This is a genomic window from Nonomuraea sp. NPDC052129 (assembly GCF_040680095.1).
Classification (GTDB): Bacteria; Actinomycetota; Actinomycetes; order Streptosporangiales; family Streptosporangiaceae; genus Nonomuraea.
In genome coordinates this window covers 215655-228420 of record NZ_JBFAVX010000014.1, presented here as the reverse complement: position 1 = coordinate 228420, position 12766 = coordinate 215655, and the positions used below count along the sequence as shown (strand labels likewise).

Sequence of the window (12766 nt, the reverse complement as noted above, 5' to 3'; positions counted from 1 at the left end):
CTGAAGGGCCAGGGAGCGGCCTTTTCCCGCTCCTAGCGTGATCTCCATGGCCCGAACCTTTCCGCGCCGCCTCCTCGGAGGCGCTCTCCTCTTGGCCGCTCTTGTGGTGGCGCCGCCCGCCGGGGCCGCCGGCTTCCTCGCCACCGCCGCCATAAGCGCACATATCCCGATACTTGCGGCCGCTGGGCTGGTGACGATGGCCGGCACCGGTTTCCTGCTCGCCGCTCCGGCGCTCAAGCTGCTCGGCGCGCGCCGGAGCCGGATGGTCGCGCTGCTGGCCGCCATCGGCTTGACGGCCGTCATCGCCGGGCTCGCGGCGGCCACCGTCTTCCGGCCAGGCCCGGTCCCGAGCACCGCCCCGGCTCCCGAAGGCGTCCGTTTCTGGGATCTGCCGACCGGGTCCAGGATCGCGTACGTCCACGCCGCCGCGGCCGGCAAGCCCCGCCCGACACCAGTGATCTTCCTCCACGGCGGCCCAGGTACGCCAGGAGAGGGGATACCGGTGGGTGGCGAGGCCCTGGCGGCGGCGGGTTTCGACGTGTACGCCTACGATCAGCTCGGCGCGGGACGCTCCACCAGGCTTGACGACGTCACGGGCTACACCGTCGCCCGGCACGTCGCCGATCTCGAAGCGATCCGCCGCGTCATCGGCGCGGACAAGGTCATCATCGTCGGCCAGTCGTGGGGCGGGTCGCTCGCGGCCCAATACCTGGCCGCTCATCCCGGTAACGTGGCCAAGGTGGTCTTCACCTCGCCGGGCACGCTCTGGCCGGGCGCCAACCCCGACCGCGATCTCTCGCAGCTACTCACTCCGGCGCAGCGGGAACGCCACGACGAACTGACCGAATCACCGCGGATGCTCACCACGTTCCTCCTGCTGGGCATCAACCCCGAGGCCGCGCACGCCCTGCTCGGCGATCAGGAGGCGGACGAGCGCTTCCACGAACTCGCTCTGGTGAGCAAGGACACCGGCTCGTGCCCCGGCACTCCCTCACGCGAGCCCCATCACAACCGCCAGGGCTTCTACGTCAACCAGGTCACCAGCGACGACTTCCGCCAGGTCCCCGACCCCCGGCCCAAGCTTCGGCGGATCGGGACGAAGGCGCTGATCATGCGTGGTAGCTGCGACTTCATTCCCTGGGAGAGCACGTACGAGTATCGGCGTACGCTGCCTGGCTCGACGCTCGTGCCCATCGCGGGGGCGGGACACGCCATCGCGGGCGACCAGCCCGCCACCTACACCAGGCTTCTCCAGGCCTTCCTCACCGACCGGCCCCTGCCCCTGCCCGCCCACGACTCGGCCGACCCACCCCGCTGACCGGGCGCGGCGGCGTTACCGGCCTGCCTGGCGAGCCTGCCTGCGGTGTCGCAGCCAGAAGGCGAGCAGCAGCAGGGCGACCGCCGACGGGCCGGCGAGTGCGAGATGGCCGGTGATGCGGTGGATGACCTCCGGAGCCAGGAAGCGGCTCAGGCTCACGAGCGTAGCCGCCCAGGCGGCGGCGGTCGGCAGACTCGCGCACGCGAAGGCCCGGTACGACATGCCAGACCAGCCCGCGAGACGGGGAACCAGCGTGCGGGCGCTGCCCAGCCATTGACCGGCCAGGACGGCCCAGACCCCACGCCGCACCAGCAGGCGGCGGCCGTGCTCCCAGAATCCCGCCAGAGCGTCAAGCCGACTTCCCGAGGTGCACCACTTTCCCAAGGTGCGCCGCCTCCCTAAGGTGCGCCGCCGTCCCATGAGGAAGGACAGCTGCGTACCGGTGATCGCCGCGAACGCCGCCACCGCGATCGTCGCGCCCAGCGGCACCACACCCAGATGAGACAGATAGCCGAGAGCCACGAGCACGCTCGTCCCCGGCAGGAAGACCCCGATCAGCAGGCCGGCCTCGGCCACGATGAGCAGCCAGCCGACGATGAGCACCAGCGGCGGTGAAAGCTGCCCCAGCAGCTCAGACATCGAGGACCGGCCGCCGGCACACGTACGTCATTCCGGGCGGCAGGTTGCGCCAGACCGGCCCGGTGGTCAAGACCTCCTCGAAGGCGGACCGGAGCCGCCGCCGGAACGCCCTGGACCTCGGGAGCGGCATGGCGTACAGGTAGGTCACCGTGGTGAAGGCGGCGCCCGGCGCCAGCACGCGACCGATCTCGTGCAGGATGCGCGACTGGCGGGGGCCGGGGAACAGCGACCACGGCAGTGTGCTGACCACCGCGTCGACCCGGGTCACGCCGGCCGCCGCCAGAAGGGCGCCCAGCTCCACCGCGTCGCCGTGGATCACCTCCAGCCACGGCTTGGCGCGGCGCAGGTGGGCGACCATCGAGGGTTCGACGTCGATCGCGAGCTGGCGGGCGCCGGGCGGCAGCCTGCGCCGGATGGCCTCGCTGATCGACCCCGTACCCGGGCCGAGCTCCACCACGACCGGGGTCCCCGAGTACGGCACCACCGCCGTGAGCGCCCGCGCGAGCGACGGCGAACTCGGTGCCACGGCGCCCACCACACCCTGGTTGCGCACGGCCACCGACAGGAAGGCCCGCAGGTCGGCGGCACCGTCGGTAGCTTTCGCCGACCGCAAGGCAGCTGTCTCGTTCATGGGGCAATGACATCGGCGGCGACGCTGCGGGCGCAGGGAGAGAGGGCCTACTCTTCGAGGTAGGGCTGGGTATACCTCCGCAGTAGTGCGAGGCCCATCGGCAGTGCCCCCGCCACCCCCTTATCTTTTGGGAGTGCGACCACGACAGGCCTGGCAGGCGCTCGCCCGGAGAGATCTGATCCTCTCCTCCTTGCCATGGCGCGCGATGGCCTACCTCGTCACGGGGGTGGGCGTCGGCGTGATCGTGCTCGCGCTGTGCCTGGGCCTGCTGGTCACCGGTTCCGTGCTGAATCTGGTGCTGATCGGCATCCCGGTGGTGCTGGCGCTGGGGTTCGGCGGTGTTCCGGTGGCCGCGCTGGAGCGCAGGCGCCTGCGGATCATCGACGGGGAGCCGGTCACCACTCCCCATCGCGTGCCGGCCCGGCCCGGCCCGCGCGCGTGGCTGGAGCTGCGTTTCAGTGAGCAGGCCACCTGGAGGGAGCTGGCCTACACCGGGCTCCTGGCCCTGGTGCTGTGGCCGGTCGAGTTCGCCATCGCGCTCTACGGGCTGGTGGTGCCCGTCGTGATGATCTGTACGCCGCTCGCCGTCGGCGAAACGGGCTCGATCAACGTGCTCAAGGTGTGGCACGTCGAGGGCTATCCCCAGGCGTTCCTCGTGGCGGTGCTGGGCGTCGTCGTGCTGGTCCTCACCATCTATCCCCTGACGGCGCTGGCGCTGGCCCACGCCATGCTGGCCCGTTTCCTCCTCACCCCTCGAGACGACGAGCAACTGGCCGAGCTGACCCGTTCCCGCACCCGCCTGGTGGAAGCCTTCGAAGCCGAGCGGCGGCGCATCGAGCGGGATCTGCACGATGGCGCTCAGCAGCGGCTCGTGTCGTTGACGATGACGCTCGGGCTGGCGAAGATGTCGGACGGCGAAGAGGCCGCCGAGCTCGTCGATGAGGCGCACAAGCAGGCGAAGCTGGCCTTGGCCGAGATCCGCGACCTGATCAGGGGCATCCACCCGCGCATCCTCACCGACCGAGGTCTGCCCGCCGCGCTGGCGGACGTGGCCGACCGCTCTCCGGTGCCCGTGGAGGTGTCCGTCGAGTTCTCCGAGCGCCTGCCGGGGTCCGTGGAGTCGATCGCCTACTTCGTCGTCTGCGAGGCGCTGGCCAACGTCGCCAAGCACAGCAAGGCCCGGCAGGCCGCAGTTGACGGGCGGTTCGAGGGCGGGCGGCTCACGGTGGAGATCCGGGACGATGGCGTGGGCGGCGCCGACGCCTCGGCCGGTACGGGGTTGGCGGGCCTGGCCGACCGCGTCTCCGTCGTCGACGGCAGACTGATGCTGTCCAGCCCCACCGGGGGCCCGACCCTGTTACGGGTGGAGATCCCTTGCGCGTCGCACGTTCCCTCAAGATAGTCGTCGCCGAAGACGGCGTGCTGCTGCGCGAGGGGCTGTCCGGGCTGCTTGCCCGGTTCGGCCACAAGGTGGCCGCCTCCGTCGGAGACGCCGACGCCTTGATCACGGCCGTCGCCGAGCACCGGCCCGACATCGTCGTGACGGATGTACGGATGCCGCCAGGTTTCTCCGAGGAGGGGTTACGCGCCGCCGTCGCGCTGCGCACCGCCGACCCGAGCCTCGCCATCCTGGTGCTCAGCCAGTACGTCGAGCAGACCTATGCCTCCGAGCTGCTCGACTCCGGGGACGGCACCGGAGTCGGCTACCTGCTCAAGGACCGCATCGGCGACGTCGAGGAGTTCTTCGACGCCCTGCACGCCGTCGCGGCGGGCGGCACCGTCGTGGACCCGGAGGTCGTCAGGCAACTGCTGCGGCGCCGCCGCGGCCCGCTTGAGCGCCTCAGCCCGAGGGAACGGGAGGTGCTCGCCCTGATGGCCGAAGGGCGGTCCAACACCGCGATCGCCCGGGAACTGGTCATCTCGGAGGCCGCCGTGGGCAAGCACATCGGCAACATCCTCACCAAGCTCGACCTGCCGCCCGCCGAAGACGACCACCGCCGCGTACTGGCGGTCGTCACCTACCTACGAGGCTGATGCCGCCCCTCGACCCGGGGCCCGCCGGCGGCGCTGACCCTGTGCGAGGGCCGAACGCCGCCGGCGCGCACGCGTCAGCGGAAGTCGGAGACGCGGAACACGGCCATCATGTCCTTGGTCCTGACCCCGGAGTAGAAGGACGCCTCGGCGCCCACCCAGCCGCGGAAGGCGCCACTGTCGTCGATGATCTGCTCAAGCGGCTTGATGTGGGAGTTGCCCGAGTAGCAGAACTGCTTGGCTTCCATGGCCAGGCAGGTGCACCAGTGCCACAGGGTGTCGCGGCGATCGCGGTTGGAGACCTTGACGAGGTAATACTGGATGGAGCTGACGTTCGCCTTGGTGCCGCCGCCGACGTTGGGGCAACCGCCGGACTTCTGGCAGGCGCCCGGCGACGACGGCTGCAGGTACGTCAGGCACCAGGTCGTCGTGGCGCAGTTGCGGAAGGAGGACTGCTTGAAGACCTGGCCGTCCGACTTCACGATGCGATTGCCCGCCCAGGAGACCAGGTCCTGCTTGAGCGTTCCGGAGAAGGCCCGCACGGAGCTCATCGCGCGGCGAGTGGTGAGCGAGGCGTTGCTCCCGTAGCCGTATCCGTTGGTGGCCAGGCTGCTGCCGGCGAACTGCAGCTGGGCGAGCTTGCCGTCAGGCGACAGCTTCACGCGCCACTTCTCGGTCCAGGTCTGGGCGATCTTCCACCTGATGCTCAGCACGTCGCCCGCCACGGTGTACGTTCCCGTGCGGGATTCGTCCGGAGCGCCGGTGAAGCCGGCGGCGGTCAGTACGTCGCAGGCGCGTACGCGGGAGCTGGAGCCGCCCGCCTTGGTCGCGCAGCTCGAATCCGGGACGACACCGGTTTTCTGCCTGCCCTCGGGGTTGCGCTGCCACCAGAGGTAGGTGTTCGCGCTGACGGTACCGCCGGCCTTGAACTGGTACGTACCCAGACGCACCCAGTTCTGAGTGGACCCGGCGCGCAGGAAGCCCTGCGAGACCACAAAGTTGGCCTTCCCGCCGGGCAAGGATGACTGGGATGGTGCGGCGCTGGCCGAACTGGCCACGGTGGCCAACATGGTGAGCGTCGCGAGCACGGCGGTGAGAACTGCGCGCACGGAAAACCTCCTTGAATACGGTCTTTACCGATTCTTGCCTATGCGGCTTTCCCATACCTCACTGTTTGACTTATGTTCATTGCCGTAAGTCACGATTGTTGGAACTCCCGGTCCGCGGCTTCAGGCCGGCAGGCGGGCGAGCCAGCCGGTCAGGATCTCGTTGACCTCCGCACGGCGTTCCTGCTGGACCCAGTGACCGCAGTCGTCGAGGATGTGTGAGGAGACCAGGCCCGGCAGGGTCGTCGGGAACGCCTTGATGGCGCCGGCCAGCCAGGTGGCGGTGGAGGCGTCCAGCGCGCCGCCGATGAACAGGGACGGCTGGGTGATGGGGGCGCCGTCGAAGCCGGCGAGATCTTCCCAGTCCCGGTCCATGTTCCGGTAGCGGTTGAGCGCCCCGCTCATGCCGGTCCGCTCGAACTCCGCGGCGTAGACATCGAGGTCGTCCTCACTGAGCCAGGCGGGCAGCCGATCGGTGGGGAAGCGCTCGCGCAGCGTCCCGCCCCGGGAGACGAGAAGCGGATGGGGGGCGTCGGCGGGCGGCATGGTGTCGGCGGACAGGGCGGCGTAGAGGCCGGCGAGCCAGCCGCGGACGTCGGGCTCGATCTCCGCCTCGGCCTGGCCGGGCGCCTGGAAGTAGCCGACATAGAACTCCTCCTCCCCGCCCATGCGCGCGAACATCTCGCTGGGCCGCGGCCCGCCGCGCGGGGTGTACGGCACGCTGAGCAGCCCGACCGCGCGGAAGACGTCCGGCCTGACCAGGGCGGAGTTGGCGGCGATGGGCGCGCCCCAGTCGTGGCCCACGATCACCGCTGTCCGCTCGCCCAGGGCGTGCACCACATCGACGTTGTCCTCGACCAGGTCGAGCATCCGATACGCGGCTATGTCCGCGGGCTTGGAGGAGCGGCCATAGCCACGTACATCGATCGCGACGGCCCGGTAGCCGGCCGCGGCCAGTGCCGGCATCTGGTGGCGCCAGGAGTACCAGGACTCAGGGAAGCCGTGCACCAAGAGCACCAGCGGCCCGGAGCCCTGCTCCACCAGGTGGACGCGGCCGGTGCGCGTCATGACCAGCCGATGTGTGAGCTCCGTCATCGATCCTCCAAGGCTTGTGAGCTCTGTGTCCGAAGCGGGTCGCACCATCGACCCTCCAAGACTTTCGATCCTCCCCGGCCGAGTGCACCACCGGCCGGCGGCTTTCGCGGGAATCATCCGGGAGACCGTGAGGCCGCCGCGAATCGCGTTGCCACTTCGGCAAACCCGCTCGGGGATACTAGGCCGCGTTGACTCGGGATCAGCGCGCTCGGCGCCAGAGAGAAGGGCTGGCGCCGCGGGCGCGCTTGAACGCCACGCTGAAGGCGAACGGGTCCTCGTACCCGACCGCACGGGCCACCGCGGCGATGCTCATGTCGGTGTCGCGAAGCAGGTCCGACCCCAAGGTCATCCGTCGGCCCAGGCCCTTCGAGGACTACGTCACCGAAACCGCCGCGGCCGGTCACTGGAACTGATCGAGCGCCTCACCTCACCCCCGGACGGCGCCGGGTGAGCTCGACTCACCCCCGGACGGCGCCTACTCCGCCCAGTCGGCCAGCTCAGGCAGGGCCTTCTCGTTGACGCGCAGCCCGATGCCCGGCTCCGCCGGCAGTTGCGGAACGCCGCCGACCACCTCGGGCTCGCCCAGGAACAGCGGCTCGACGCGCTGGTCCAGCCCCCAGTACGACGGGTTGGTGAGGTGCTCGATCCACGTGCAGCCGGGCTGCGAGAGCACCACGTGGAGGGTCGCGGCGGAGTAGACGTGCGGGATGACGTCGATGCCGGCACCGGAGGCCATCTGGCAGACCCGGCGCAGCTCCGTGATGCCGCCCACCCGGTGAACGTCGGGCTGGAGTACGTCGGCGGCGCCCGCGTCGATGAGCTGCTGGAAGCCGTACCTGGTGAACTCGTGCTCGCCCGTCGCGATCGGCACCAGTCCCAGCCCGCGTAGCATGGCGTGGCCCTGGACGTCGTCGGGGATGAGCGGCTCCTCGACCCAGCGCAGGCCCAGGCCGGAGAGGCCGCGCAGCATCTCGACCGCGAAGGCGCGGTCCCAGCCCATGTAGGCGTCGCTCATCAGCTCGATGCCGTCGTCCAGTTCGTCCCGGATCGCTTCGATGTAGCGGAGGTTGGCCAGCAGCCCCTGCCGTCCGTCGGCCGGGCCGTACGGCCAGTTGGCCTTGACCCCGGTGTAACCGCGCTCGGCGTAGTCGCGGGCCATGCGCCGCACCTGCGCCAGGTCGTCGTCGGGCTGGACCTTGCTGGCGTACGCGCGGACCGGCGCGCCGTGCGGGCCGCCCAGCAGCTGGTACACCGGCTGGCCCAAGGACTTGCCGAGAGCGTCCCAGACGGCGATGTCGATCGCGCTGATCGCCTCGATGGCGGCGCCCTTGCGTCCGTACACGATGGAGGAGCGGTAGAGCTGCTCCCAGATCTGCTCGGTCGCGCGGGCGTCGAGGCCGGTGGCGATGCGGCCCAGGTGCTCGTTGACCATGGTGGTGGCCGCGCCGATGCCGTCCTCGCTGTAGCCGAGACCGGTCGTGCCGTCGGCGAGGGTCACGCGGACCACGACGATGCCCTGTGGCCAGGTGTACCAGGACCATCCCTCGCCGCGGCGCGGGAAGCGGTTCATCGGGCTCGGCCCGCGGACGCTCTTCTGCTGCTGCCAGAAGTTGCCCCACATCGACCGCGCCACGTGCCGCGCTTCGACTCGGATGATCTCCATCTTCCACTCCTTCGAGGTGCCCAGGCCCATGGTAGGTGGAAGCGTCGACTATATTGCAAATGCAGCACGATCATTGCAGAGAATGCAACAGGGAGGGTCAATGCGGGTAGTCACATGGGCGGGGGTGGATCGGCTCGCCCACGAAGAGGTTCCGGCTCCGGAGATCGCGAGCGGTCAGGTGCTCGTCAAGGTGTCGAGAGTGGGCATTTGCGGGTCCGATCTGGCGATCCTGCGCGGCCAGCACGCCCGCGCCCGGCCGGGTGTCATCCTCGGGCACGAGTTCGCGGGCACGGTCGCCGAGTCCAGGTCCGATCAGGGGCCGCCGGTCGGTACCCAGGTGGCGGTGCGCCCCTTGATCGCCTGCGCCGATCGGGGCACGGTCCCGCCGTGCCGGGCCTGCGCGTCGGGCAACGCACACGTCTGCCGGACTCTGGGCCTGTACGGCGTGGACGAGCCGGGCGGTCTGGCCGAATTCGTGGCCGTACGGGCGGCCGCGCTGCATCCCGTACGCCAAGACGTCGCCCCCGCGTTGACCGCCCTGGCCGAACCCCTGGCGGTGGCCGTGCACGCGGTGTCGCGTTCGGGCCTGACCGGGGGCGATTCCGTCGCGATCTACGGCGGCGGCCCGATCGGCCTGTTCACCGCGCTGGTGGCCAGGCACGAGGGCGCCGGCGAGGTGATGATCGTCGAGCCGAACGCCTGGCGGCGGAAGATCGCCGAACGCTACGGATTCACGGTGCTCGACTCGGACATGGGCACCCCGGACGCGATCCGCGAGCGCACCTCGGGTGACGGCGCGGACGTGGTCTTCGACTCGGCCGGGCATCCCGCCGTGGCCAGGCAGCTCACCGAGGCCGCGCGCATCCAGGGCACGATCGTGATCGTCGGCGTCTACAAGTCGCCTCCCGAGGTGGATCTGCGCACGGTCAACTTCGCCGAGCACCGGCTGATCGGCACCCGCGTCTACACGCGCGACGACTTCGCCGCCGCCGTGGAGCTGATCGAGGGCGACGAGCTGGATCTCGCGGCCCTGCCCATCACCACGTTTCCCGCCACCGAGTTGGCGCAGGCGTTCGCGGCGGCCGGCCGCGGCGAGGGCAGCGTCAAGGTCCTCATCGACCCGTCCCAGAACGACGTCCACTTGTCCAAGGACGTCGAATCGGCCCAGGACGGAGTCGGCCGATGAGGGGCGCATGGGTGATCGGTGGCGGTAGCGGCATCGGCCGGGCGGCCGCGCTGCGGCTGGCCCGCGACGGCTACCGCGTCACGGTCTCGGGCCGCCGCGAGGGCCCGCTGCGCGAAACCGCCGATGAGATCGTCGCGGCGGGCGGCCAGGCCGAGGCCGTGCCGGTGGACGTGACCGATGACGCCTCCGTGACCGCGGCCCGCCGCGCGGCAGGCCCGCTTGAGCTGCTCGTCTGCTCGGCCGGCACCAACGTGCGCAACCGATGGTGGTCGGACCTGACCAGCGCCGACTTCGCCCGCGTCGTCGACACGAACCTCAACGCGGTCACCCGCTGCGTGCTCAGCGTGCTGCCGGACTTCCGCGAGGCGGGTTCCGGCACGGTCATCGTCGTCTCCTCGTGGGCGGGCTGGCAGTTCATGTCGGCCGCCGGGGCCGCGTACGGGGCCAGCAAGACCGCGCTCGGCGCGCTGGTGCAGTCGCTCAACGACCAGGAGGGGCGGAACGGCGTACGCGCCACCCATCTGTGCCCCGGCGAGGTCGACACGCCCATCCTGCGCACCAGACCGGTGCCCGTCCCGGAGGAGGAGCTGGAGCGCATGCTGAGCCCCGACCACGTCGCCGACGTCATCGGCGCGGTCGCCGCCCTGCCGCCGCAGGTGTGTGTCAACGAGCTGGTCGTCACACCCGTGTGGAACCGCATGTACATCGACTCCAGCGCCTATGAGGGATGAGCGGCCGATGAGACCCGCAGACGTGCTCGCGATCGGCGAGACCATGGTGATGGTCACCCCGACCGCGGGCGGCCGCCTCGACGCGGACAGCAGCTTCATCCTGCGCCCCGGCGGCGCGGAGTCCAACGTCGCGGCGCTGCTCGCCCAGCTCGGCCACACCACGGCCTGGGCTGGCGCGGTCGGCCGCGATCCGCTCGGCGACCTCGTGGTCGACTCGCTCCGCGCCCGCGGCGTGGACGTCGGCCTGGTCCACCGCGACGACGAGCGGTCCACCGCCGTGTACTTCAAGGACCCGACCACCTCGGGCACCTCCGTCTACTACTACCGGCGCGGCTCGGCCGCCTCGGTCATGACCGCCGCCGACGTCGCGGGCTGGGCCGCGCGGCCGGCGAGGGTGACGCACATCTCCGGCATCACCGCGGCGATCTCCCCGCAGTGCCTGGAGCTGACCAGGCACATCGTGTTCGACCGGCCGCTGCGGCCGTCCGTGGTGAGCTTCGACGTCAACCACCGGCCGCGCCTGTGGGACGGCGCCGACGCCGCGTCGGTGCTGCTGGAGCTCGCGCAGCGGGCCGACATCGTCTTCGTCGGCCGTGACGAGGCGGCGGCCCTGTGGGGCACCACGGACGCCGAAAGCGTGCGCGCGCTGCTCGGCGGGCCCACGTACGTGATCGTGAAGGACGCCGCGATCGAGGCGGTCGGCTTCACCCCGACAGGGGTGCACCGGGCGCCGTCCCTGCCGGTCGAGGTCCTCGACGCGGTCGGCGCGGGTGACGCGTTCGCGGCCGGGTGGCTGAGCGGGTTCCTGGACGGCCGCGACGAGGTCACGCGGCTGCGCCTGGGGCACTACGCGGCCTCCCGGGTGCTGATGTCCCCGGCCGACCTGGCCGATCTTCCCCCCGCTCACGAGGTCGTCTCGCTGCTCGCAAAAGGAGGGCACCACCATGTCGCAGACCGTCGCTCGTGCCATTGACATCATCGCCTTCGTCTCCGTACGACATCGCACGCTCGGTGAGGTCGCCGATCACCTGGGCGTGCACAAGTCGACCGCGCTGCGCCTGCTGCAGACGCTGGAGGAGGGCGGTTTCGTGCGGCGCGTCCCCGGCGGCGCGTACGGCATGGGCTTCCAGCTCATCGCGCTCGGCCAGCTGGCCCTCGACCAGGTCGAGGCCCGCTCGCTCGCGCACCCGATCCTGAACGACCTGAGCGAGCGCTACGGCCACACGGTCCACCTCGGAGAGCTGGCCGGAGACCAGGTCGTGTACGTCGACAAGATCGACGGCCGGGGCAGCGTGGCCATGGGCTCGCGCATCGGGCTGCCCGCCCAGGCGCACACCGCGGCCGTCGCCAAGGTCATCCTCGCCTACCAGGACGACAGGACCAGGGCCCGTGTTCTGGAGCGCACCACGTTCACCCGCTTCACCCCCACGACGACCACGGACGCGGGCACGCTCGAAGCCGAGCTCGCCCTGACCCGGCAGCGGGGCTGGGCCGAGGACGACGGCGAGCACGAGGACTACATCAACTGCGTGGCCCTGCCGGTGTTCGACGCCCGCGGCAAGGTCACCCACGGCATCTCCATCACCGCCCTGCGAGCGGTCGCGCCGCTGGAGCAGTTGCGTGAGCACATCGACGAATTCCGCCAAGCAGCCCACGAGATCTCCAAGACCTTGGGCTGGACAGGAGATGAACATGGACGCCGCTGAGTTCTTCGGCAGACACCTCGACCGCAACCCGATCCTCGGCATCTTCCGCAACCTCGACCCGCCGGCCACCGTGCGGATGTGCGAGCGCGCCTGGGCGTCCGGCATCGAGCTCATCGAGGTGCCCGTGCAGACGGCCGACGCCTACCCGTCGCTGCGCGCGGCGCTGGACGCGGCCAGGGCCAACGGAAAGAGCGTCGGCGCGGGCACGGTGACCACGGCAGAGCAGCTGGCGGCCGTCAGCGAGCTGGGCGTCGCCTTCACGGTCGCGCCAGGGCTGCATCCCGAGGTCGCCGCGGAGTCGCTGCGGCTCGGACTGCCGCACCTGCCGGGTGTGGCCACCTCCACGGAGATCGCCGCCGCGCTGGCCCGTGGCTTCACCTGGTTGAAGGCGTTCCCCGCGGCGCAGCTCGGCGCCGATTGGATCAAGGCGCAGCTCGCGCCGTTCCCCGGAGTCAGCTTCGTCGCGACGGGGGGCATCGACGCGTCCAACGCCGCCGCTTTTCTCGCGGCCGGATGCCGGGGTGTCGCCCTGGGCTCGGCGCTGAACGACCCGGACGCCCTCGAACGGCTGCGGAAGGTGACGAATTATTGACAGCCGTATTTCGGCCAGCCTAGGGTTGCAAGTATCGCATATGCGTTGCAATATATGCAACAGAGAAA

At 70.6% G+C, this 12766-nt stretch carries 14 protein-coding genes; 8 read left to right on the top strand and 6 right to left on the bottom strand.

Annotated features, from left to right (window positions below):
• Positions 1 to 46 precede the first annotated feature (46 nt).
• Positions 47 to 1318: an alpha/beta hydrolase gene (locus AB0L53_RS29420; RefSeq protein WP_358440081.1), complete on the top strand. Its 1272-nt coding sequence runs from the start codon at positions 47 to 49 to the stop codon at positions 1316 to 1318.
• A gap of 15 nt (positions 1319 to 1333) precedes the next feature.
• Here the strand turns inward: AB0L53_RS29420 and AB0L53_RS29415 are convergent, their stop codons facing one another.
• Together AB0L53_RS29415 and AB0L53_RS29410 are read right to left on the bottom strand one after the other, a co-directional pair.
• Positions 1334 to 1957 carry a VTT domain-containing protein gene (locus AB0L53_RS29415; protein WP_364000366.1) on the bottom strand — a complete coding sequence of 208 codons (624 nt, stop codon included), beginning with the start codon at positions 1955 to 1957 and terminating at the stop codon, positions 1334 to 1336.
• Complete coding sequence (locus AB0L53_RS29410) at positions 1950 to 2588, bottom strand: methyltransferase domain-containing protein (RefSeq protein ID WP_364000363.1); 639 nt, start codon at positions 2586 to 2588, stop codon at positions 1950 to 1952. The genes AB0L53_RS29415 and AB0L53_RS29410 overlap by 8 nt, the downstream gene beginning before the upstream one ends.
• Before the next feature lie 133 nt (positions 2589 to 2721).
• On the opposite strand from AB0L53_RS29410, the gene AB0L53_RS29405 reads away from it, so the two are divergent.
• Positions 2722 to 3990 carry a sensor domain-containing protein gene (locus AB0L53_RS29405; protein WP_364000360.1) on the top strand — a complete coding sequence of 423 codons (1269 nt, stop codon included), beginning with the start codon at positions 2722 to 2724 and terminating at the stop codon, positions 3988 to 3990.
• Positions 3963 to 4622, top strand: coding sequence for a response regulator transcription factor (locus AB0L53_RS29400; RefSeq protein ID WP_358440091.1), 660 nt, complete (start codon positions 3963 to 3965; stop codon positions 4620 to 4622). The genes AB0L53_RS29405 and AB0L53_RS29400 overlap by 28 nt, the downstream gene beginning before the upstream one ends.
• 74 nt (positions 4623 to 4696) lie before the next feature.
• Here the strand turns inward: AB0L53_RS29400 and AB0L53_RS29395 are convergent, their stop codons facing one another.
• From AB0L53_RS29395 to AB0L53_RS29380, 4 genes are all read right to left on the bottom strand, one after another.
• A complete protein-coding gene (locus AB0L53_RS29395) occupies positions 4697 to 5728 on the bottom strand; it encodes a hypothetical protein (RefSeq protein WP_364000358.1) in 1032 nt (343 codons plus the stop codon).
• Between the two features lie 120 nt (positions 5729 to 5848).
• The gene (locus AB0L53_RS29390; RefSeq protein ID WP_364000356.1) at positions 5849 to 6820 is read right to left on the bottom strand and encodes an alpha/beta hydrolase; all 972 of its coding nucleotides are present in this window, start codon (positions 6818 to 6820) and stop codon (positions 5849 to 5851) included.
• 199 nt (positions 6821 to 7019) lie between these two features.
• Positions 7020 to 7169, bottom strand: coding sequence for a helix-turn-helix domain-containing protein (locus tag AB0L53_RS29385; protein ID WP_364000354.1), 150 nt, complete (start codon positions 7167 to 7169; stop codon positions 7020 to 7022).
• 126 nt (positions 7170 to 7295) lie between these two features.
• Positions 7296 to 8483, bottom strand: a complete 1188-nt coding sequence (locus AB0L53_RS29380) for an enolase C-terminal domain-like protein (protein WP_364000351.1) — start codon at positions 8481 to 8483, stop codon at positions 7296 to 7298.
• A 100-nt stretch (positions 8484 to 8583) separates the two neighbouring features.
• Here AB0L53_RS29380 and AB0L53_RS29375 point away from each other — a divergent pair, with 100 nt between their 5' ends.
• Genes AB0L53_RS29375 through AB0L53_RS29355 form a run of 5 tightly spaced genes read left to right on the top strand, consistent with a single transcriptional unit; the run spans position 8584 to position 12698 of the window.
• The gene (locus AB0L53_RS29375) at positions 8584 to 9669 is read left to right on the top strand and encodes an alcohol dehydrogenase catalytic domain-containing protein (protein WP_364000348.1); all 1086 of its coding nucleotides are present in this window, start codon (positions 8584 to 8586) and stop codon (positions 9667 to 9669) included.
• Entirely contained in the window at positions 9666 to 10400 is a 735-nt protein-coding gene (locus AB0L53_RS29370; protein WP_364000345.1) for an SDR family oxidoreductase, read from the top strand. Before AB0L53_RS29375 ends, AB0L53_RS29370 begins: the two co-directional genes overlap by 4 nt.
• A 7-nt stretch (positions 10401 to 10407) precedes the next feature.
• The gene (locus AB0L53_RS29365) at positions 10408 to 11373 is read left to right on the top strand and encodes a sugar kinase (RefSeq protein ID WP_364000342.1); all 966 of its coding nucleotides are present in this window, start codon (positions 10408 to 10410) and stop codon (positions 11371 to 11373) included.
• Positions 11345 to 12106 (top strand): IclR family transcriptional regulator, encoded by a 762-nt coding sequence (locus AB0L53_RS29360; protein WP_364000339.1) that lies wholly within the window; start codon positions 11345 to 11347, stop codon positions 12104 to 12106. Before AB0L53_RS29365 ends, AB0L53_RS29360 begins: the two co-directional genes overlap by 29 nt.
• A complete protein-coding gene (locus AB0L53_RS29355) occupies positions 12093 to 12698 on the top strand; it encodes a bifunctional 4-hydroxy-2-oxoglutarate aldolase/2-dehydro-3-deoxy-phosphogluconate aldolase (protein ID WP_364000336.1) in 606 nt (201 codons plus the stop codon). The genes AB0L53_RS29360 and AB0L53_RS29355 overlap by 14 nt, the downstream gene beginning before the upstream one ends.
• Positions 12699 to 12766 lie beyond the last annotated feature (68 nt).

Excerpts from the sequence above, each read along its gene's own strand:
- AB0L53_RS29420 (WP_358440081.1), top strand. The coding sequence starts at position 47 with ATGGCCCGAACCTTTCCGCGCCGCCTCCTCGGAGGCGCTCTCCTCTTG.
- AB0L53_RS29415 (WP_364000366.1), bottom strand. The coding sequence starts at position 1,957 with ATGTCTGAGCTGCTGGGGCAGCTTTCACCGCCGCTGGTGCTCATCGTC.
- AB0L53_RS29410 (WP_364000363.1), bottom strand. The coding sequence starts at position 2,588 with ATGAACGAGACAGCTGCCTTGCGGTCGGCGAAAGCTACCGACGGTGCC.
- AB0L53_RS29390 (WP_364000356.1), bottom strand. The coding sequence starts at position 6,820 with ATGACGGAGCTCACACATCGGCTGGTCATGACGCGCACCGGCCGCGTC.
- AB0L53_RS29385 (WP_364000354.1), bottom strand. The coding sequence starts at position 7,169 with ATGACCTTGGGGTCGGACCTGCTTCGCGACACCGACATGAGCATCGCC.
- AB0L53_RS29380 (WP_364000351.1), bottom strand. The coding sequence starts at position 8,483 with ATGGAGATCATCCGAGTCGAAGCGCGGCACGTGGCGCGGTCGATGTGG.
- AB0L53_RS29375 (WP_364000348.1), top strand. The coding sequence starts at position 8,584 with ATGCGGGTAGTCACATGGGCGGGGGTGGATCGGCTCGCCCACGAAGAG.
- AB0L53_RS29370 (WP_364000345.1), top strand. The coding sequence starts at position 9,666 with ATGAGGGGCGCATGGGTGATCGGTGGCGGTAGCGGCATCGGCCGGGCG.
- AB0L53_RS29365 (WP_364000342.1), top strand. The coding sequence starts at position 10,408 with ATGAGACCCGCAGACGTGCTCGCGATCGGCGAGACCATGGTGATGGTC.
- AB0L53_RS29360 (WP_364000339.1), top strand. The coding sequence starts at position 11,345 with ATGTCGCAGACCGTCGCTCGTGCCATTGACATCATCGCCTTCGTCTCC.
- AB0L53_RS29355 (WP_364000336.1), top strand. The coding sequence starts at position 12,093 with ATGGACGCCGCTGAGTTCTTCGGCAGACACCTCGACCGCAACCCGATC.